Origin of the sequence: Calidithermus timidus DSM 17022 (genome assembly GCF_000373205.1) — a bacterium.
Lineage (GTDB): Bacteria > Deinococcota > Deinococci > Deinococcales > Thermaceae > Calidithermus > Calidithermus timidus.
Map to the genome: position 1 here is coordinate 108,483 of NZ_KB890696.1, position 18,737 is coordinate 127,219.

Sequence of the window (18,737 nt, forward strand, 5' to 3'; positions counted from 1 at the left end):
CATGAATCACGAGGAACACGCGGTAATCGAGCGCTTCGAGCGCGGCTGGCTGGCGTTCGGAATCGGGATGATCGTGGTTTTCGTGGTGCTCATCGCCTATACCATGGCCAACTTCGGCGGCAGTATCCCGGTGGGCACCCAGCGCATCGATCCGACCAAGGTACGCAGCGAGGGCGAGTTCGCCAATCCACGCCTCGAGCAGGTCGGCAACGAGTACGTCGCCTACGTCCAGGCCTTCGCTTTCGGCTACCTGCCTGCTGAAATGCGGGTCAAAAAGGGCCACAAAGTGACCTTCTATGTCACCAGTCCCGACGTGCAGCACGGCTTCATGATCGAGCGCACCAACATCAACGTGCAGGTCATTCCCGGCGAGGTGGCCAGGGTAAGCCATACCTTCAGAAAAGCCGGCGAGTACCGGATCATCTGCAACGAGTACTGCGGCCTGGGTCACGCGAGCATGATCAGCAAGATCGTGGTGGAGGAATAAGGCACCCTAATCCCAGACCCCCAACCCAACACAAGGAGAATCAATGGCCGTAATTACCTTCTCCAAAGTGGATGCCTATGCGGGCCATCCCGAAAAGAAGCTGACGCTGTACATGCTCATGCTGGGCTTTATGGCCCTGATGTTGGGCACTTTCTTCGGCCCACTGCAATCGTTGAACTATGGCGGCCTCGACCTCTACCCCTACCTCAAGCCCCTCATCCAGTCGTATTACCAGGGGCTGAGCCTGCATGGGGTCCTCAATGCCATCGTCTTCACCCAGCTCATGGCCCAGGCCCTGCTGGTCTATTTCCCAGCCAGAGAGCTCGGCTACAGGCCCAACATGACCCTGGCCTGGGTGTCGTGGTGGATGGCTCTGGTGGGGCTCCTGATCGCCGCGATCCCGCTGCTGCTCAACGCGGCATCGGTGCTCTACACCTTCTATGCCCCGCTCAAGGCCCACTGGGCCTTCTACGTCGGAGCGGCGATCTTCGTGCTCTCGAGTTGGGTCAGCGCGTACATCGTGCTGCAGATGTGGCTGCGCTTCAAGCGGGAGAATCCCGGCAAGATCACCCCACTGGTGACTTACCTGAGCCTGATCCACTGGCTGATGTGGTTCTTAGCCTCACTGGGCCTGGTGGTCGAGGTGGCCTTCTTCCTCATCCCCTGGTCCTTCGGCTGGATTGAAGGCGTGGATCCTCTGCTCATGCGCACGCTGTTCTGGTACACCGGGCACCCCATCGTGTACTTCTGGCTGCTGCCGGCCTACGTGGTGGCCTATACCATCTTGCCCAAGCTGGCCGGGGGCAAGCTGATCTCCGACCCGCTGGCCCGCCTGGCCTTCCTGCTGTTTTTGCTCTTCTCGATCCCCGTGGGCTTCCATCACCAGTTCGCCGACCCCGGCATCGCACCGGGCTGGAAGTTCGTCCACACCGTGCTGACCATGATGGTCGCCGTGCCCAGCCTGATGACCGCCTTCACCCTGGCGGCCAGCCTCGAGAACGCCGGGCGGGCCAGGGGCGGCAAGGGCCTGCTGGGTTGGATCCGGGCGCTGCCCTGGGATAACCCCAGCGTGCTGGCGCTGTTGCTGGGCCTCCTCGCCTTCATCCCCGGCGGGGCCGGCGGCATCGTCAACGCCAGCTTCACCCTCAACCAGGCCGTGCACAACACCACCTGGATCCCCGGCCACTTCCACCTGCAAGTCGCCACGCTGGTCACCATGGCCGTCATGGGTACTGCCTTCTGGCTGATCCCCCACCTCACCGGCAAACCCCTGCTCAGGCCGGGCCTGGCCTGGGCCTCGATGTGGCTGTGGTTCATCGGCATGTTCCTCATGACCTTTGCCCTTCACTGGATGGGCTTCCTGTGGGGCATCCCCCGCCGCGCTCACATCGCCGAGAGCCCCGCCGCCATGGAGGCGTACCGGGAATCGGCAGCCTGGATGACCATTAACATCGTCTCGGGGATCATCCTGTTCGTGGCCGCGGTGATGTTCTTCTACGTGATCTTCGCCACCGCCCTGCAAGCGCGGCGCGACTTCTCCGAGTACCAGGAAATTCCCTTTGCTGAAGTAATTTCCAAGCCCGAAGGCAGCAGCCTGGCCCTGATGACCGACCGGGTGGGGTTCTGGTTTGGCGTGGCGGTGGTGCTGATCCTGGTGGCTTATGGGCCGGTACTGTTCCAGATGTTCACGCACATGAACCCGGTCCCCGGCATGCGGCTGTGGTGAGGAAGCCATAGCCAGCGGTGCGGGATAGAATCTCTCCATGCCCCGCCTACCTCGAGCCATCTACGCACTGGGTTGGGTCAGCTTGCTCATGGACATCGCCTCGGAGATGGTCTACCCGCTGTTGCCGCTGTTCATGACCGGCAGCCTGGGGCTGGGCAAGGAGGTGGTGGGGCTAGTGGAGGGGGTGGCCGAGGCCACCTCGAGCCTATTCAAGGTGGCCGGGGGCCGCATCTCCGACCGCATCGCCGCCCGCAAGCCGCTGCTGCTGGTGGGCTACGGTTCCCCGGCCCTGTTGCGCCCCATTCTGGCCCTGGCGACGGCACCCTGGCACGTGCTGGCCTACCGCTTCTTGGACCGGGTGGGCAAGGGGCTGCGCACGGCACCTCGAGACGCCCTGCTGGCCGAGGTCACCCCTAAGGAGCAGTACGGGCGGGCCTATGGCCTGCACCGGGCGATGGACTCGGTGGGGGCCACCATCGGCCCCCTCCTGGCCTTCGCGCTGCTGCCGCTGGTAGGCTTTCGCGGGGTGTTCTGGCTTTCGGCCATCCCGGCTGCGCTGGCGGTGCTGGTCATCGTATTCGCGCTCAGGGAGCAGCGGGGGATCGCCAAGCCCCTGTCCCCTCTGCGCTTCTCGAGCTTCTCCCCCCAGTACCGCCGCTTCCTGCTGGTGACGGGGGTGTTCACCCTGGGGCTCTCCTCCAACGCCTTCCTGATCCTCCGCCTCACCGACTTGGGTCTGAGCGACGCCCAAGCTACGCTGGCCTATACCGGCTACAACCTGCTCTACGCCCTGGGCTCCTACCCGCTGGGCCTGCTGGCCGACCGCTTCGGGCTGCGGCGGATGGTGGCAGCGGGCTTCGCGGTGTACGCGCTGGTGTACCTGGGCTTCGGGCTCTCGAGCCAAGCCTGGCATGGGATCGCCCTCTTTGGCCTGTACGCGCTGTACAGCGCCGCCTTCGAGGGCAGCAGCCGCGCCTACTTGGCGACTTTGATCCCATCCACCGAGAAGGCCAGCGCCATCGGCCTCTACCACACCCTGGTGGGCCTGCTGCTCTTCCCTGCTAGCTTGCTGTTTGGCCTGCTGTGGGAGAACTTCGGAGCCTCTGTCGCCTTCTTCTTCAGCAGCAGCACGGCGGCTTTCGCACTGCTGCTTTTCCTGCAAGGTTCGGCAAAGCACAAATTGCCCGCGGCTGTGTCTTAGACTGACTCGAGTCTATGCTGCGCCAGCGTCTGAGTTGGGATCACTTGGCTATGGGGCTGGGTGGGCTGTGCTTTGCCCACTGCCTGCTGACACCGGTGTTGCTGGCGTTGTTTCCCCTGCTAGCCCAGGGTGTGCTGGGCAGCGAGTCCATACACAGCCTGCTGCTGTGGCTAACCATCCCGGTCAGCGGGCTGGGGCTGTGGCTGGGGTGCCGCGAGCACAAGGACCGGGGGGTGATCGCCTTTGGGGCGCTGGGCATGGCCTTTTTGGTCGCGGCCCGCGGCTTCGAGGAGTCGCCGCTAGAAACCTGGCTCACCATGGCCGGAAGCCTCACGCTCATCGGTGCCCACTTGCGTAATTTCCGCCTGTGCCGCGCGGATCACTGCAAACGCTGAGCGCACGCCTCCAGCCCTATATATTGACTCAGCAGGCGCTAGCCGCTACACTCACAAAGGTTTGGCCGGGCTCACCCGGCCTGCGAGGGGGGAGAGGCCCCGTCACACGAGCGTCTCCCTGCCTGACGGAGGAAAGCATGGCTCTTACAAAGGAAGTCAAGTCCAGCATCATCGCCGCCCACGCCAGGAGCGCCGGCGACACCGGCTCCACCGAAGTGCAGGTGGCCCTGCTCACCGAGCGCATCAACCGCCTCTCGGAGCACCTGACCAAGAACCGCCACGACCACCACTCCCACCGGGGGCTGCTGGTGCTCGTGGGCAAGCGTCGCCGCCTGCTGAAGTACCTCGAGCAATCGAACAAGGATGCCTACAAGGCGCTCATCGAAAAGCTTGGCCTGCGCAAGTAACTTCAGATTCGGGCTGCGCGGCCCGGTTTCGCTTGGGCCAGGGCTCGAGCCGCCATTCGACCTCAGAATGAGACACGGAACCGGTAACCCCGGTTCCGTTGTCCGTTAAGCTAAAGGTAGAGATTATGGGATCAAGTGCCAATACCCCCTCTGGAAAGGTCTACAGCCTCGAGCTCGCCGGTCGTACCCTGAGCATCGAGACCGGCAAGTACGCCAAGCAGGTCTCGGGCTCGGTGTGGGTGCGCTACGGCCAGACCATCGTCATGGCGACCGCCCAGGCCTCACAAGAGCCCATCGAGGCCGACTTCCTGCCGCTGACGGTCGAATTCGAGGAGCGCCACTACGCCGTGGGCAAGATCCCCGGCTCCTTCATGCGGCGCGAGGGCAGGCCGGGTGAGAAGGCCATCCTCTCGGCCCGCCTCACCGACCGCCCCATCCGACCCCTGTTCCCCAAGGGCTTCCGCCACGAGGTCCAGGTCATTCTCACCGTGCTCTCCGCCGACCAGGAGAACACCCCCGACATCCTCGGCCCCATCGCCGCCAGCGCCGCGCTCACCCTCTCCGACATCCCCTGGGCCGGGCCCATCGCCTGCGTGCGGGTGGGGATGCAGAACGGGCGCTTCGTGCTCAACCCCACCGCCACCGAGGACAACCAGCTCGAGCTGGTGGTAGCGGGCTCCAAGGAGGCGATCATCATGGTCGAAGCCGGGGCCGAGGAGATCCCCGACGAGCAGATGGTGCAAGCCCTCGAGTTCGCTCATCGCGCCATGCAGCCCATCATCGCCCTGCAGGAGCAGATGCGGGCCGAGCTGGGCAAGGAGAAGTTCAGCGTAGCCGAGCCGGAGAAGCTCAGCGACGAAGAGGCTGCCGCCCTCAGGGCCCTGGCCCTGGAGCGGGGGCTCTCGAGCGTGCTGCAGACGGCCTCCAAAGGTGAGCGCAGCGCGGCGCTGGAAGCCTTCGAGAAGGAGCTGGTGGAAGCTTTCGTGCCCGCCTCGCCCGACGGAGCGGTGGATGAAGCCCGGCGCAAGCTGGCCCACAAAGCCTTCGAGGACGTGGTCAAGAAGGAGCTGCGCCGCCTGATCCTGGAGGAGGGCCGGCGAGCCGACGGGCGCGGGCCCAAGGACGTGCGCCCCATCTGGATCGAGGTCGACGTGCTGCCCAGGGCGCACGGCTCGGCGGTGTTCACGCGGGGCGAGACCCAGGTGCTGGGCACCGTCACCCTGGGCACCGGGCGCGACGCCCAGCTCGTCGATGACCTGGGCCTCGACACCGAGGACCCCTTCCTGGTGCACTACAACTTTCCGCCCTACTCCACCGGCGAGGTCAAGCGCCTGCGTGGGGTGAGCCGCCGCGAGGTGGGCCACGGCAACCTGGCCAAGCGGGCCCTCAAAGCCGTGCTGCCCAGCCAGGAGGAGTTTCCCTACACCATCCGCGTGGTGGGGGACGTGCTGGAGTCCAACGGCTCGAGCTCGATGGCCACGGTCTGTGCGGGCTGCCTGGCCCTGATGGACGCGGGTGTGCCCATCAAGCGCCCCGTGGCGGGGGTGGCGATGGGCCTGGTGAAGGAGGGTGAGCAGGCCGTAGTGCTCACCGACATCCTGGGCCTCGAAGACGCGCTGGGCGACATGGACTTCAAGGTGACCGGCACCGCCGCGGGCATCACCGCCTTGCAGATGGACATCAAGATCGCCGGGATCTCCCCCGAGCTCATGCGCGCCGCCCTACAGCAAGCCCGCGAAGCCCGCTTGCACATCCTGAGCAAGATGGCCGAAGTGCTGCCGGCCCCCCGCCGCGAACTCAAGCCCCAGGTACCGCGCATCCTGAGCATCAAGATCTCGCCGGAGAAGATCGGTGCGGTGATTGGCCCCGGCGGCAAGAACGTGCGGGCGTTGGAAGAGCTCGGGGTCGAGATCGACATCGAACAAGACGGCACCGTGCGCATCTTCTCGGCCAACGCCGCGGCAGCCCAGGAAGCCCTGCGGCGCATCCAGGGTGTGACCCAAGAGGTCAAAGTCGGCGAGATTTACGACGCCACCGTCAGCCGCATCACCCCTTTCGGGGCCTTCGTCACCCTCTTCCCCGGCACCGACGGCCTGCTGCACATCAGCCAGATCGCCGAGGGCCGCGTGGATCGCGTTGAAGACTACCTCAAGATGGGCGACACCATCCGCGTCAAGGTCCACACCATCGACGAGAAGGGTCGCGTAGACGTGATCCGGCCCGAGCTCGAGGGCAAGATCCCCCCGCGCAAGCCCCCGGTCAAGCGCTGAGGGCACGGCGTGGAGTGTCAGGCCCTGTTGTGGGTAGCGCCCCACGCCAAGTTCAACCGCTGCCACGTCGTCTACCTCAGCGAGTAGCTCACGCCAGCATGCGGGAACTCAGCCAACCCGTACCTCGGAGCCGGATGGGGGTATCCCCCTGCCCTCTCGCGTTTTGCGTATGGACTATCGACCGCCACCCCGCTATTTCATATCGCCATCAAATCTGCTAATCTCTCACTTGGGAGCCTCGGTCATGAGGCACATTTGAACTTGGATACGACGTGGCCGGCTGCGACAATGGCCTGTCACGCGGAATAAATGGAGTTTTTCATGGACCACAACAAGACGACTTCGTATACCCCTGGCCGCCCGCGCAAGCGCAGGCCCAAACCCAAGCCCAGCGGGCCGGTGCTGCTGGCCCCGGCGGGGGGGCACCTCGAGATCATCCCCCTGGGCGGCATGGGCGAGATCGGCAAGAACATGTTCGTCTTCCGCTTCCAGGACGAGATCCTGGTCATCGACGGCGGCCTGGCCTTCCCCGATGAGCACATGCTGGGCGTGGACCTGCTGATCCCGCGCATCGACTACCTCATCCAGAACGCCGACAAGATCAAGGGCTGGGTGCTGACCCACGGCCACGAAGACCACATCGGGGCTCTGCCTTACCTCTTCTCCCAGCTGCCCAAGGTCCCGGTCTATGGAGCGCGGCTGACGTTGGGGCTGGTCAAGGGTAAGCTCGAGGAGTTCGGCTTCAGGATAGGGGATTTCAATTTCCGCGAGGTCTCCCCCGACGACCGTATCCAAATCGGGCGCTATTTCACCGTTGACCTCTTCCGCATGACCCATTCCATCCCCGACAACTCGGGCATGGTCATCCACACGCCCGTGGGGAAGGTGGTACATACCGGCGACTTCAAGCTCGACCCCACCCCGGTCGACGGCAAACCCAGCCACCTGGCCAAGCTGGCTCAGGCCGGGGCCGAGGGCGTGCTGTTGCTCATCGCCGACTCCACCAACGCCGAGCGCCCCGGCTTCACCCCCAGCGAGGCCGAGGTGGCTAAGGGCCTCGACGCGATCATCGGCAAGGCCAAGGGCCGGGTCTTCGTGACCACCTTTGCCTCGCACATCCACCGCATCCAGAGCGTGATCAAGGCCGCCGAGCACTACGGGCGCAAGGTGGCGGTGGAGGGGCGCAGCATGGTCAAGTTCGCCCGCATCGCCCTGGATCTGGGCTACCTCAGCGTGCGCGACCGGCTCTACAGCCTCGAGGAGCTCGACAACCTCGACGACTCACAGGTCCTGGTCATCACCACCGGCTCGCAGGGTCAGCCCGAAGCCGTGCTGGCGCGCTTGGCCTCGGGCACGCACCAGAAGATGGCCATCAAGCCCGGCGACACGGTGATCCTCTCCTCCAGCCCCATCCCCGGCAACGAGGAGGCGGTGAACACGGTGATCAACCGGCTTTACGCGCTGGGGGCTCAGGTCTTCTTCCCCCCCACCTACCGCGTTCACGCCTCGGGGCACGGCTCGCAGGAAGAGCTCAAGATCATCCTCAACCTGGCGCAGCCCAAATTCTTCCTGCCCTGGCACGGCGAGGTGCGCCAGCAGACCAACTTCAAGTGGCTGGCCGAGGCCATGGGCCAGCCCCCGGAAAAGGTCCTCATCGCCGAGAACGGCGACGTGGTCAGGCTCACCCCCGAGACCTTCGAGATCAGCGGCAAGGTGCCCAGCGGGGCGCTCTATGTCGATGGGCTGGGTGTGGGCGACATCACCGACGAAATCCTGGCCGACCGCAACCACATGGCCGCCGAGGGCGTGGTGGTGATCACCGCGCTGGTCAACCACCGCGAGCCCCACGTGGAGGTGGTCTCCAAGGGCTTCGTCAAGGCCGGGGAGAGGCTCTTGGGCGAGGTGCGCAAGATCGCCTTCGACGCCATCTACCAGGGCGTGCGGGAGAAGAAGCCGCTCGAGGTCATCCGCGACGACATCTACTACCCCACCAAGAAGTTCCTGCGCAAGGCCACGGGCCGCGACCCGGTGATCATCCCGATGGTGATCGAGGGCTGAAGCATAGGGTATCGTAGGGGCGCACTGACGTGCGCCCCTCGCGTTTATGAGTGCCCTCCTCAACACCGTTCTCCCCGTCGCCCTGATCGTGGTGATGGGCTACGTGGTGGGACGGCGCTTCGAAATCGACGCGCCCACCCTCTCGCGCATCATCCTGCACCTGTTGGTCCCCGCGCTGATCTTCGACGCCATGTACAACGCGCGCCTGGGTAGCGGCAGCGTGGTGGGGCTCACGCTGGGCTTCGCGCTGGCCTACGCGGCTGTGGGCCTGCTGTCCTGGCTGATCGCAGCGGCGACCCGGCTCCCCAAGCCCACGGCCAAAACCCTCGTCACCGCCGCGCTCTCCCCCAACTCGGGCAACATGGGGCTCTCGATGGCGCTGTTCGCGCTGGGGCAGGAGGGCTTGGAGCGGGCGGTAGTCTACTTCATCGCCTCCAGCGTGCTGATGTTTGGCGTCATCCCGGCCTTCCTGCGCGGGGGCAACCCGGCGCAGAGCCTGCTCTTCACCCTCAAGCTGCCGATGTTCTGGGCGCTGGCCGGGGGGTTGGCCTTCAAGGCGCTGGGGCTCGACTTCCCCTTCAACCTTGAAGCCGGAATTCACCTGGTGGGACAGGCTTGCATTCCCCTGATGCTGCTCACCCTGGGCATACAAATCGCCAAAAACCCCGTCCAAATCGGTGGCTTTGAGCTGCTGGCCTCCGGACTGCGACTGTTGGTGGCCCCGGCGCTGGCGGTGGGGGCGGGGTATCTGCTGGGGCTCGAGCGCATCGACATTCAGGTGTTGGCGCTGCAAAGCGCTATGCCCATCGCGGTCAACGCCTTCATGGTGGTGGCCGAGTTCGGCGGGGACGCGCCCAGGGCCGCCCGCAGCGTGGTGCTCTCGAGCGTGCTGGCCTTTCTCACGATCCCTCTGGTTCTTCTGGCGGTAGGGGTGGGCTAGGCAGGCTGGGTGTGCCCAGGTCGAGTTGCAGCAGTGGGGCGTTTTCGATCAGCACGATCAGCCGGTAGTAGCCCTCCTGGGGCCGGGGTAGCTCGAGCCGGTACTTCCTGGGACCCTCCGCCCACAGCGAGCGCTCGGCTAAAACGGTTTCCTCCAGGTACCACTTGACCTCGACGTAGCCCGGCTTAGGCATCCGGCGCACCTCGAGTTGGGCGATCACGGTTTTACCACTCTCCGTCAGCGTCCCCGTGAGGCTGGGGCGTTGGGGAAAGGGCACGCGCTCGGGCTCGAGGGGCAAAAAGGTATACGTACAGCCGCTCAGCACAAAAACCAACAACAGCAGCCAGGGCATGGCTCTGAGTTTAGGGGGCGAAGTTAGGAGGGCCATGAGCCAGGAGACCAGCACGCGCGCCGGTCAAGCCCGCATCGCTTTGAAGTCACGCCAAAGCCGAGCGCTGTGGGCATAGGCGATGGGCCAGCGGGGGTCGTGGCGTCCGAGGCTATGGAGGGTCTTCTCCCACAGCTCGAGCGGGGCAGCCCACCGAATCTGGTATAACTTCCTGTCATCCCACCCGCCGTGCCAGGTAGACGAAGAAAGGGGCCCCCAAGGCTACCACCAAGATGCCCACCGGGGTCTCGAGGGGCCGGTCTATAAGCCTGGCGGCCACATCGGCTAAGGAGAGCAGGCTAGCCCCCAGCAGGGCCGAGAAGGGAATCACCCGCCGGTAGTCGACGCCCACAAGCCACCGGGCCAGATGGGGCACCACCAAGCCCAAAAACCCAATGGGCCCGGCCACGCTTACCGCGGCCCCGGCCAGCAGTACCGCCAACCCCACGGCCGCCAGGCGTACCAGACCCACCCGTGCCCCTAGGCTTTGGGCTACCTCCTCGCCCAAGGCGAGTAGGTTAACCTGCTGCGATAGGGCGACGGCCAGCAAGAGCGCGGGCAGGGCCCAGGGCAGAATGACCCAGAAGTGCTCCCAGGTGCGCCCGGCTAAGCTGCCCGAAAGGTTGATGAAGGCGCCGCGGGTGCGCTCCTCAAACATGATCAGCAGAAAGCTAGTCGCCGCCCCCAGCATAGCCCCCACCGCGATGCCCGCCAAGGCCAGCCGCACCGGGGTCAGACCCACCGCCGCGGTGATGCTATAGACCAGCGCCGCCGCCCCCACCCCACCCAAAGCGGCCAGCAGCACCGTGGCCCAGGCGGGCAGGCCGGGGCAGAAAACCACCCCCAACAACAGGGCCAGCGCGGCCCCCGCGTTGACCCCCAAGATGCCCGGCTCGGTGAGGGGGTTGCGGGTGACGCCCTGCATCATGGCCCCCGAGACCCCCAGCGCGGCTCCCACCAGCAAAGCCACCAAAGCCCGGGGCAGGCGCAGGGTGTGGACGATGAGGCTCGAGTTGGAGTCATCGGGCCAGAAAAGCAACCGCCACACCTCACCCAAGGGGATGTCCACCGCTCCCACTGAGATGGCGAGCAGCAGGGAGAAAGCCATGAGTCCTGCGGCTAGCACGAATAGCGGTAGGGTCTGGGTAAGGCGGAGCGAGCGGGTCATATTCAAGGCTTGAAGGCGTAGCGGCCTGCTGCGGGCCGGTCGGCCAGGAGGCCGCTGTCGATCAGCTCGGCCAGGATGAGCCGGGTGGCCAGAGGGCCCCGGCCCCGGGTCCAGTTGTCGCGGTCGAACTCGTATATTCGGCCTCGCTTCACCGCCTCGAGCCTCTGCCAAAGCGGGTTCTTAGCCCAGCCGCGCACGATTGGGGTTTCGTCGGGGGCAGTGAAGAACACCAAGGTAGCGGGGTTCAGCGCTAAGAGGCCCTCTAGGCCCAGCTCGTACTGGGTCTGGTTGTTTTGTGGCTTGGCCAGGCTTTTGCGGCCCAGACGTTCCAACAGGGAGCCGATGAAACTTTCGCTGGAGTGGACGGTGAAGCTACTCGGGGTGGCTACCCCTAGCAAAACCGGGGGAGCTTTGGGGTTGGTGAAGGCCCGGGCCTTTTGCAAAAGCCGTTCCTGGTCTTCCAAAATCTGGCGGGCCCGGGCCTCTTTGCCCACCAGGCGCCCGAGTTCTAGCACTTGCTGATTCAAGTCGTCGAAGCTACCCCGCCGCGACTGGAAGGCCAGCACCGGGGCGATTCGCTCGAGCTGGGGGATTAGGTCTTTGTGCACAAAGGCGTCGGCCACGATGACCTCGGGCTTTAGCGCCAGGATGGCCTCGAGGCTGGGCTGGGCCCGTGAGCCAATCGAGGCTACACCTGCAGCACGGGCCTTGAGGTAGGGCGGCAGCCCCCGGTCGCCGCCTTGGGTGCCGGTGGCCGCCCCTACCGGGCTCACCCCCAAGGCCAGCAGGGTGTCCAGGAAGCTGTATTCCAGCACCACCACCCGCTTTGCTGGGGCGTTCAGGGTGAGGGTGCCCAGCTCGTGCTTGATCTGAAGCTGGGCCGAAGCCAGGCCGAAGAGGGCCAAAAGGCCCGCCAGAATTCGTTTCATGGTTTTTCCTCCACCAGTTCAAGGGCTTCTCTACGCGCCAGGGCGTAGGGGATGCAGTGCGGCGTGCCGGTCTCGGGGTCGCGCAGGAAGTGGGCCTTAAGGCCAAAGACCTCCCGCAGAATGCGCTCGTTGAGCACCGCCTCGGGCGCCCCCTCCGCCACCACCCGTCCCCCACTCACCGCCACCAGGTGGTGGGCGTAGCGGGCGGCTTGGTTGAGGTCGTGCAGTACCATCACGACGGTCTTGCCCTCGTGGCGGTTGAGCCTTTGCAAAAGCTGCAAGACCTCGAGCTGGTGGCTCAGGTCCAGGTAGGTGGTGGGCTCGTCCAGGAGCAGAATCGAAGTCTCCTGGGCTAGGGCCATGGCGATCCAGGCCCGCTGGCGTTGCCCGCCCGAAAGGGTCTCCAAGGGCCTCTTGGCGAAGACCCGCATGCCGGTCTGGTCGAGGGCCCACTCCACCGCCTTCTGGTCATGTTCACTCCGCCCTCCAAAGGCGCTTTGGTAGGGGTAGCGGCCAAACCAGACCAGCTCCTCCACGCTAAGCCCCTCAGGGGCCTGGGGCATCTGGGGCAAGAGGGCCAGTTGGCGGGCCACGGCCTTGGTGGGCAGGGCGTGGATGGCCTTGCCGTCGAGCAGCACCGCCCCTTCCTGGGGCTTCAAAAGCCGGGCCAAAGCCCGCAGCAAGGTAGACTTACCGCAGCCGTTGGGGCCGATGAGGGCGGTAATCTTTCCCTTGGGCAAGGAAAGGTTGAGGCCCTCGATGATGCGGCGCTCGTCGTAGCCTAAGGAGAGCTGTTGGGTTTGCAGGCTCATCGTACCCGTCCCGCCTTTCGCATCAGGTAGAGGAAGTAAGGGGCCCCTAAAAGGGTGGTGAGCAAACCCGCGGGAATCTCCAGCGGGGGCACCAGGCCCCGCCCCAGGGTGTCGGCCCCCACCACCAGCAAAGCCCCCAGGAGCATCGAGGTGGGCAGCAGCAGGCGAAAGCCGGGGCCCACCAACAGCCGCGCGGCGTGAGGGGCAATCAGGCCCACAAAGCCTAGAATGCCCACCCCCATCACCGCTACCGCAGCCAGGGCCGTGCCCAGGAACAAAGCCACCAGCCGGGCGGGCTCGAGGCGCATCCCCAGGCTCTTGGCAGTCTCATCGCCGAACGAAAGCACATCGAGCCGCCGATGGAGCAAGAGGGCCAAAGGTATGAGAAGGGCCGCAAACGGCAGCACCCGAAAAAGCCTCTCCCAGTCGGCCCCGTAGACCGTGCCGCTCAGAAAGATGAGGGCCTGGGCAATAGAGTCGTCAGCCCGTACCAGGATGAGCCGACGCAGCCCGTCCAGCGAGGCCTCCACTGCCACCCCAATCAGGGCCAAGCGTATGGGCAGCACCTCCCCGGCTCTGCGCGCCAGGACGTATACCAGCCCAAACGCCGCCAAAGCTCCCCCGAAAGCCCCCACCGGCAGGGCCCAGGCTGGGGCTTGGGGCAAGAGGATTAGGGTGAAGACCGCAGCCAACCCCGCCCCCGCCGCTACTCCTACAATGTCCGGCGAGGCCAGGGGGTTGCGCACCACCCCTTGTAGGATGGCTCCGGAGGCCGCAAACAAGGCACCACACAAAGCCCCCACCAGTATGCGTGGCAGCCGCAGCTCGTAGAGGATGCGGGTGTGGGTCTCGTCGTGCGAAGCACCCAGGGCCTGAAGAACCTCCCATGGGCCCATCCGCACTGCCCCGGTGCCCAGGGCCAAAACGCCCAGTGCCAGCAGGGCCAGGGCCAGCAGGGGAATCAGGGCGGGTTTGGGGGGGGTGGGACGGCCCAGCATGGGTATTCCAATCAACTTACTCGGGTTTGGAGTCTATCCCTCATGAATAAGTCTGTCAAGCGCTGTTCTGGCGTGCTGCTAAATAGGCCTCCGGATTCCAGGGAATGCGTTCGCGCTTGACCGTAGGGTCGGGGATAGGGATAGCCGAGAGTAGGGCTTTGGTGTACTCGTCCTTGGGTTCGCGGTAGATGCGGTGGCTGCTCGAGACCTCCACCAGCCTTCCCTTGTACATCACCGCCACCCGGTCGGAGATGTCCTCCACCACCGCCAGGTCGTGCGAGATGAAGAGCATGGTCAGGCCCATTCTGGCCCGAAGCTCCTTGAGCAGCGCGATGATCTCGGCGCGAATAGAGACGTCCAAGGCCGAGACGCACTCGTCGGCCACGATGAACTCGGGGTTGAGAGCCAGAGCTCGAGCGATGCCAATGCGCTGACGCTGCCCTCCGGAGAACTCATGGGGGTAGCGACGGATGTGGTCGGGGGAAAGCTGCACGGTTTCTAATAGCTCGGCCACCCGCTCTTGGCGCTCTTTGGGGCTTCCCACCCGGTGAATAACCAAAGGTTCGGCGATGATATCGCCCACGGTCATGCGCGGATTGAGCGAGGCGTAGGGGTCCTGGAAGATAATCTGCATGCGGCGGCGGAAGGCCCGCAGCACCTCCTTAGGCAGATGGGCAATCTCCTGGCCATCAAACCAGATGCGCCCCCCGGTAGGCTCCACTAAGCGCAGCAGGCTGCGGCCCAGGGTGGTCTTACCCGAGCCGGACTCTCCCACCAGCCCCAGTACCTCGCCCTTGTAAACCTCGATGGAAACATCGTCCACTGCCTTGACGTGCCCCACCACCCTCGAGAACACCCCCGCCCGCAAGGGAAACCAGACCCGCAGGTTCTCCAGCCTCACCAGTACCGGCGGGGTAGCCCGCTCAGGCGGGGCGGGTTTTTCCTGGTCTATGCGCGGTACCGCGGCGAGGAGGCGCTGGGTGTACTCCTCCTTGGGGGACTTGAAGAGGGTATTCGTATCGGCCTCTTCCACCTTCAGCCCGTGCTGCATCACCACTACCCGGTCGGCCATCTCGGCTACTACCCCCAGGTCGTGGGTGATGAAGAGCACCGCAGTGCCAATCTCGGCCTGGAGCTTCTTCATCAGCTCCAATATCTGAGCCTGGATGATCACATCCAGCGCAGTGGTGGGCTCGTCAGCAATGAGCAGGGAGGGGTTGCAGGACAGGGCCATGGCGATCATCACCCGCTGGCGCATCCCCCCCGACATCTGGTGGGGATAGTCGTCCACCCGCTTGTGGGGGTTGGGAATTTCCACCAGGTTGAGCATCTCAATGGCCAGTTGGCGGGCTTCCTTTCGGTTCTTGCCTTGGTGCAGCACAATGGCCTCGGCAATTTGGTCGCCCACCGTATAAACCGGGTTCAAGGAGGTCATGGGCTCCTGGAAGATCATGGCCATGTCGTTGCCGCGAATTCGGCGCATGGTGGCCTCTTCGGCCCTCAAGAGGTCGAGCACTTCCCCGCTTTTGCGGCGAAAAAGGGCTTGTCCACCCACGATGCGCGCAGCAGGCTTGGGCAAAAGCTGCATCAGGGCCAAGGCGCTCACCGATTTTCCCGAGCCCGACTCACCCACGATGGCTAAGGTTTCGCCCTTCTCCAGGTGAAAGGAAAGCCCCTTCACCGCCTCTACCACCCCGTCGTCGGTATGGAAACTCACCGCCAGGTCTCGCACTTCCAGCAAACGGTTTTCCTGCATCTAGGCTCCTTTCTCTACAAGCACCACCCTCATAGCTGCACCTTTGACTTCAGGCTGACCGCCAGCGCCATGGCCCAGTCGCCGAGTTCCTCCCAGCTCTCCACCGGCGAGGCCAGCTCGAGCCGACACTGCAAAGGCCGTGCCCCAAGCCGACCCAAAAGCTGGGTGTAGATGCTCCCGGCTTTGCAGAAGTAGGGGCCATAGGCCCGCTCCCCCAGGGCGCAGACCGCATAGCGCAGCCGGGAGAGGTCGGGCCGGGTACTTTCCAGACGCTGATACAACCATGATGCCCCTTGCGGCAGTAGGTCAGCAGGCTCTTTGGGGCGCGAGATCCAGCACCAGGTGGAAAGACAAAAGAGCACCCGCTCCTCCTGGGATAGCTCCGCAGGGCGCACCTCCTCGGCGAAGCGCAGCCGGGTGGGATATCCCCAGCAGCTCAGATAACCCTGTAGCCGCTCGGCTGCCTCGAGAGCATTGAGGGTCTGGGTCCCTATCACAATCAGCACACGCAGCTCCCAGCAGTTATTTGCTCGTCATGGCCCGAATCACCGCCTCCACCAGCCCCTCGGCCGAAAGCGGCCCACCAAAGGTCCAGGTATTACCGGGAAGGCGGTAGGCGTGGTGGTTGCGTACGAAGTCCAGGTTTTTCCAGAGCGCCTCTACGCTGCTGCCAGTAAAGACGTTGTCGTTTTCTTGAACGATGTAGATGAAATGGTCGGTCTTGATCTGGCTCAGGGCCTCGAGGCCTACCTCGGTGTAGCCGTACTGCTGGGCCTTGTCCTCCCAAGCGTTCTTGAGACCGATCTGCTCCAGCACTTGGCTGACCAGGCTGTTACGGGTAAACAGGCGCATGGTGGCAAGGTTTTGCCGGCTGGTAAAGGCCTGCGCCAACACAAAGCGCTGGCCAAAAAGGCCCGCTTCTTGCAGGGTTTGCCGAGCCTGGGCGAAGCGGGTCTCCATCCGGGTCAAAACAGTGCGAGCCTGGGTGCTGCGGCCTAGTACCTCGGCAATGGTCTGGAAGGTACGTACCATCTCGGCGTATTGGTTGCCTGCTTCGCTAAAAGGGTCGAAGGTTAGGGTAGGGGCAATCTGGGTAAGACGGGGGTAGATCTGTTGCACACGGAACGCTGGGGCCAGAATCAGGTCGGGCTTGAGGGTGGTGAGCACCTCGAGACTCGGCTGGGCCCGGGTACCCACATCCACAACGCTCTTATCCAGCGCTATGGGGATACGCACCCACTCCTGGTAGCCCTTAATATCAGCTACCCCCACCGGCTGCACGCCTAAAGCCAGTAGGTCTTCCACGTAAGTCCACTCCAGCGCCACCACCCGCTTGGGGGTACTCACCACACAGGTGGTGCCCAGGGCATGCTGAACCCAGCGTCCTGAGCAGGGCTGGGCCTGAGCCAGAGCTAGCGAGGCCAAAACCACCCAAAGCAATCCAAAAATCCGTTTCATGTGCTTCCTCTCTAACCCTCGGTTTCAGGCGCCGAGTCGCCAGTGAGTTCAAAGACGGGATCGCCCACCAAACTGAGGGCAACCCCCAGCGTCTGGGTAGGCTCGAGCGCCCCCCAAAGGGCGTAGCGGCTGCGCAAAACTAGCCCCAAAAGTCCTTCCCTCTGGGCTCCTTGCAGGTAGACAAAGTGCTTTCCCACAGCAAACACCGCTCGCTGTTGCTCCTCGTAGCGCTCAAAGCCCACCGGGGAGCCCAGCAGGCGGCGGTGCTGGGCCAGCGCTGCGGGGTAGGCTGGGCTCCCCACCATCAGCGCGTGTAGACCCGTTACCCCGTTGGGCTGATGGGTTTGCTCGGGCGCAGGCAAAGGAGCAGGAGGCTCGAGCCACAGTGGAAGCAGCGGCGGACACAAGACCATTTGGGGCAAGAGCCTCGTCCCTACCACCTCATAGGGAATGTCTCGCTGCTCGAGCTGCGCCGGGAGCTGCACAAAGGAGGCAGTAGGGCTCAGGACATAGTCCAGCAGTCCTATCCTTCCCTCATAGAAGCGCCGACGCCGTTTTAGTAGCTCACCCTCTTCGCTAAGACCACAGGCTTGGTTCAGCGGCAGATGGGCCAGAGAAAATAGTTCCAGCACCACGCCATCGGCCAGGAAAATCTGGGCCCGGTCCTGCCTGCGCCGAACTACCCGAAAGCCCAGGTGAGTGTAGGCCTCGGTAGCTCGCTCGATGTCGGGAAAGCCCAGCCATACCCTCGATACCATGTAAGGCATGTTTCCTCTCTTCCCCTGCACCATAGTCAGCTTATCCGACCGATTTACTATAGATTTGCCCAAAATAAATCCGGGCCTAGGGCTCATTCACCTCAACAAACCCTGTCTGCTCGAAGATCGCCCGATACAAAGCCTGTGCTGCCCGGCCCAGCCTAGGTCCCCCCACAGCGCTCAACCCATCGGCTACCGCAATGACCCTACGGGTTTGGCCTGCTCGAGTCTGCCCTGCCCCAGGCAGTTGCAAAAACCCCTCCAGTCCACCAACAGAGGCCAGGCCGCTTTGCAGCACCACCACGAAATCGGGGTTGATCTGCCCTAAAAGCTCTGGGCTGCTGGGGCGACACTCATCCCAGTCGGCGGCGTTTTTCGCTCCCACGAGCTCTATTAGCCCGGCAGTGTTGGACAAGCGCCCACAGATAAAGACCATGCTTGGGCCCCGCATGTACATAAAGGCGCCTTTCAGCACAGCGCTCGAGGGTTTGAGCTGGGCCAGATCGCGCTCAAGAACCGCTACCAAGGTCTCCCCCCGCTCCGCCTGCCCTACCAGCTTTGCCAACAAACGAATCCGGGCCTTAGTCGGCTCTACCCCTGGTTCGGCAGGAATCTGCACATATGGAACCCCTCGAGCCTGCAATTGAGCCGCCAGGTCATCGGGTTTGAGCCCTACCTTGCCCACCACCACGGTGGGGTTTTGCGCCAAGATATTGGCTACAAGGTAGGGGAAAGCCATCAGGCCCACCACCGGCAACTTCTGAGCCTCAGAGGGGTACACCGAACTACCATCGCGGGCTACCACCTTGGAGCCTACCCCTAAAGCGAAGAGAATCTCTGTGCTGGTCACGTCCAAGCTCACAATGCGCTCGGTAGAGGCAACCGTTAGCTCCTGACCGGTTGCATCCACCAGCTGCAAAGGCTGGGCCTGCGCCAAGAGCAAAGCCATCCACAGTAAAGCCACTAGATGTCGCCGCATACGAATC

Annotated in this window: 17 protein-coding genes and 2 pseudogenes; 8 read left to right on the forward strand and 11 right to left on the reverse strand. The window is 64.1% G+C overall.

Annotated features, from left to right (window positions below; all coding sequences use genetic code 11):
* The first annotated feature begins 1 nt into the window (after nucleotide 1).
* The 8 genes from B047_RS0107035 (at nucleotide 2) to B047_RS0107070 (ending at nucleotide 9,484) form a co-directional block, all read left to right on the forward strand.
* A complete protein-coding gene (locus B047_RS0107035) occupies nucleotides 2–487 on the forward strand; it encodes a cytochrome c oxidase subunit II (protein WP_018466249.1) in 486 nt (161 codons plus the stop codon).
* 43 nt (nucleotides 488–530) lie between these two features.
* A complete protein-coding gene (locus B047_RS0107040) occupies nucleotides 531–2,213 on the forward strand; it encodes a cbb3-type cytochrome c oxidase subunit I (RefSeq protein WP_018466250.1) in 1,683 nt (560 codons plus the stop codon).
* 37 nt (nucleotides 2,214–2,250) lie between these two features.
* The gene (locus B047_RS0107045) at nucleotides 2,251–3,414 is read left to right on the forward strand and encodes an MFS transporter (RefSeq protein WP_018466251.1); all 1,164 of its coding nucleotides are present in this window, start codon (nucleotides 2,251–2,253) and stop codon (nucleotides 3,412–3,414) included.
* A 14-nt stretch (nucleotides 3,415–3,428) separates the two neighbouring features.
* Nucleotides 3,429–3,809 carry a MerC domain-containing protein gene (locus tag B047_RS0107050; RefSeq protein WP_018466252.1) on the forward strand — a complete coding sequence of 127 codons (381 nt, stop codon included), beginning with the start codon at nucleotides 3,429–3,431 and terminating at the stop codon, nucleotides 3,807–3,809.
* A 137-nt stretch (nucleotides 3,810–3,946) separates the two neighbouring features.
* Entirely contained in the window at nucleotides 3,947–4,216 is a 270-nt protein-coding gene (gene rpsO, locus B047_RS0107055; protein ID WP_018466253.1) for a 30S ribosomal protein S15, read from the forward strand.
* A 125-nt stretch (nucleotides 4,217–4,341) separates the two neighbouring features.
* Nucleotides 4,342–6,486, forward strand: coding sequence for a polyribonucleotide nucleotidyltransferase (pnp, locus tag B047_RS0107060; RefSeq protein WP_018466254.1), 2,145 nt, complete (start codon nucleotides 4,342–4,344; stop codon nucleotides 6,484–6,486).
* Nucleotides 6,487–6,807: 321 nt separating this feature from the next.
* Nucleotides 6,808–8,544: a ribonuclease J gene (locus tag B047_RS0107065; protein WP_026234679.1), complete on the forward strand. Its 1,737-nt coding sequence runs from the start codon at nucleotides 6,808–6,810 to the stop codon at nucleotides 8,542–8,544.
* 46 nt (nucleotides 8,545–8,590) lie between these two features.
* Nucleotides 8,591–9,484: an AEC family transporter gene (locus B047_RS0107070; protein ID WP_018466256.1), complete on the forward strand. Its 894-nt coding sequence runs from the start codon at nucleotides 8,591–8,593 to the stop codon at nucleotides 9,482–9,484.
* On the opposite strand, the gene B047_RS0107075 is transcribed toward B047_RS0107070, so the two are convergent.
* The 11 genes and pseudogenes from B047_RS0107075 to B047_RS0107120 form a co-directional block, all read right to left on the reverse strand.
* The gene (locus B047_RS0107075) at nucleotides 9,444–9,836 is read right to left on the reverse strand and encodes a hypothetical protein (RefSeq protein WP_018466257.1); all 393 of its coding nucleotides are present in this window, start codon (nucleotides 9,834–9,836) and stop codon (nucleotides 9,444–9,446) included. The genes B047_RS0107070 and B047_RS0107075 overlap by 41 nt on opposite strands.
* Nucleotides 9,837–10,047: 211 nt before the next feature.
* A complete protein-coding gene (locus B047_RS0107080) occupies nucleotides 10,048–11,040 on the reverse strand; it encodes a FecCD family ABC transporter permease (RefSeq protein ID WP_018466258.1) in 993 nt (330 codons plus the stop codon).
* A 2-nt stretch (nucleotides 11,041–11,042) separates the two neighbouring features.
* Complete coding sequence (locus B047_RS0107085) at nucleotides 11,043–11,969, reverse strand: ABC transporter substrate-binding protein (RefSeq protein WP_018466259.1); 927 nt, start codon at nucleotides 11,967–11,969, stop codon at nucleotides 11,043–11,045.
* Entirely contained in the window at nucleotides 11,966–12,781 is an 816-nt protein-coding gene (locus tag B047_RS0107090; protein WP_018466260.1) for an ABC transporter ATP-binding protein, read from the reverse strand. The genes B047_RS0107085 and B047_RS0107090 overlap by 4 nt, the downstream gene beginning before the upstream one ends.
* Complete coding sequence (locus B047_RS0107095) at nucleotides 12,778–13,779, reverse strand: FecCD family ABC transporter permease (RefSeq protein ID WP_018466261.1); 1,002 nt, start codon at nucleotides 13,777–13,779, stop codon at nucleotides 12,778–12,780. Before B047_RS0107095 ends, B047_RS0107090 begins: the two co-directional genes overlap by 4 nt.
* Nucleotides 13,780–13,882: 103 nt before the next feature.
* A pseudogene (locus tag B047_RS18755) lies at nucleotides 13,883–14,683 on the reverse strand (ABC transporter ATP-binding protein); the annotation flags it as partial.
* A gap of 42 nt (nucleotides 14,684–14,725) precedes the next feature.
* A pseudogene (locus B047_RS18760) lies at nucleotides 14,726–15,535 on the reverse strand (ATP-binding cassette domain-containing protein); the annotation flags it as partial.
* A gap of 29 nt (nucleotides 15,536–15,564) precedes the next feature.
* Nucleotides 15,565–16,041 (reverse strand): flavodoxin domain-containing protein, encoded by a 477-nt coding sequence (locus B047_RS0107105; RefSeq protein ID WP_018466263.1) that lies wholly within the window; start codon nucleotides 16,039–16,041, stop codon nucleotides 15,565–15,567.
* 16 nt (nucleotides 16,042–16,057) lie between these two features.
* Nucleotides 16,058–16,993, reverse strand: coding sequence for an ABC transporter substrate-binding protein (locus B047_RS0107110; RefSeq protein ID WP_018466264.1), 936 nt, complete (start codon nucleotides 16,991–16,993; stop codon nucleotides 16,058–16,060).
* 11 nt (nucleotides 16,994–17,004) lie between these two features.
* Nucleotides 17,005–17,760 (reverse strand): hypothetical protein, encoded by a 756-nt coding sequence (locus B047_RS0107115; RefSeq protein ID WP_018466265.1) that lies wholly within the window; start codon nucleotides 17,758–17,760, stop codon nucleotides 17,005–17,007.
* A 76-nt stretch (nucleotides 17,761–17,836) separates the two neighbouring features.
* Nucleotides 17,837–18,730, reverse strand: coding sequence for a heme/hemin ABC transporter substrate-binding protein (locus B047_RS0107120; protein WP_026234680.1), 894 nt, complete (start codon nucleotides 18,728–18,730; stop codon nucleotides 17,837–17,839).
* Between the last annotated feature and the right edge of the window lie 7 nt (nucleotides 18,731–18,737).

What these genes read in the sequence shown, in the direction of transcription:
- B047_RS0107040 (WP_018466250.1), top strand. Translation starts at nt 531, where the DNA reads ATGGCCGTAATTACCTTCTCCAAAGTGGATGCCTATGCGGGCCATCCC.
- B047_RS0107045 (WP_018466251.1), top strand. Translation starts at nt 2,251, where the DNA reads ATGCCCCGCCTACCTCGAGCCATCTACGCACTGGGTTGGGTCAGCTTG.
- B047_RS0107035 (WP_018466249.1), top strand. Translation starts at nt 2, where the DNA reads ATGAATCACGAGGAACACGCGGTAATCGAGCGCTTCGAGCGCGGCTGG.
- B047_RS0107065 (WP_026234679.1), top strand. Translation starts at nt 6,808, where the DNA reads ATGGACCACAACAAGACGACTTCGTATACCCCTGGCCGCCCGCGCAAG.
- B047_RS0107080 (WP_018466258.1), bottom strand. Translation starts at nt 11,040, where the DNA reads ATGACCCGCTCGCTCCGCCTTACCCAGACCCTACCGCTATTCGTGCTA.
- B047_RS0107115 (WP_018466265.1), bottom strand. Translation starts at nt 17,760, where the DNA reads ATGCCTTACATGGTATCGAGGGTATGGCTGGGCTTTCCCGACATCGAG.
- B047_RS0107070 (WP_018466256.1), top strand. Translation starts at nt 8,591, where the DNA reads ATGAGTGCCCTCCTCAACACCGTTCTCCCCGTCGCCCTGATCGTGGTG.
- B047_RS0107120 (WP_026234680.1), bottom strand. Translation starts at nt 18,730, where the DNA reads ATGCGGCGACATCTAGTGGCTTTACTGTGGATGGCTTTGCTCTTGGCG.
- rpsO (WP_018466253.1), top strand. Translation starts at nt 3,947, where the DNA reads ATGGCTCTTACAAAGGAAGTCAAGTCCAGCATCATCGCCGCCCACGCC.
- B047_RS0107050 (WP_018466252.1), top strand. Translation starts at nt 3,429, where the DNA reads ATGCTGCGCCAGCGTCTGAGTTGGGATCACTTGGCTATGGGGCTGGGT.
- B047_RS0107085 (WP_018466259.1), bottom strand. Translation starts at nt 11,969, where the DNA reads ATGAAACGAATTCTGGCGGGCCTTTTGGCCCTCTTCGGCCTGGCTTCG.
- B047_RS0107090 (WP_018466260.1), bottom strand. Translation starts at nt 12,781, where the DNA reads ATGAGCCTGCAAACCCAACAGCTCTCCTTAGGCTACGACGAGCGCCGC.
- B047_RS0107095 (WP_018466261.1), bottom strand. Translation starts at nt 13,779, where the DNA reads ATGCTGGGCCGTCCCACCCCCCCCAAACCCGCCCTGATTCCCCTGCTG.
- pnp (WP_018466254.1), top strand. Translation starts at nt 4,342, where the DNA reads ATGGGATCAAGTGCCAATACCCCCTCTGGAAAGGTCTACAGCCTCGAG.
- B047_RS0107110 (WP_018466264.1), bottom strand. Translation starts at nt 16,993, where the DNA reads ATGAAACGGATTTTTGGATTGCTTTGGGTGGTTTTGGCCTCGCTAGCT.
- B047_RS0107075 (WP_018466257.1), bottom strand. Translation starts at nt 9,836, where the DNA reads ATGCCCTGGCTGCTGTTGTTGGTTTTTGTGCTGAGCGGCTGTACGTAT.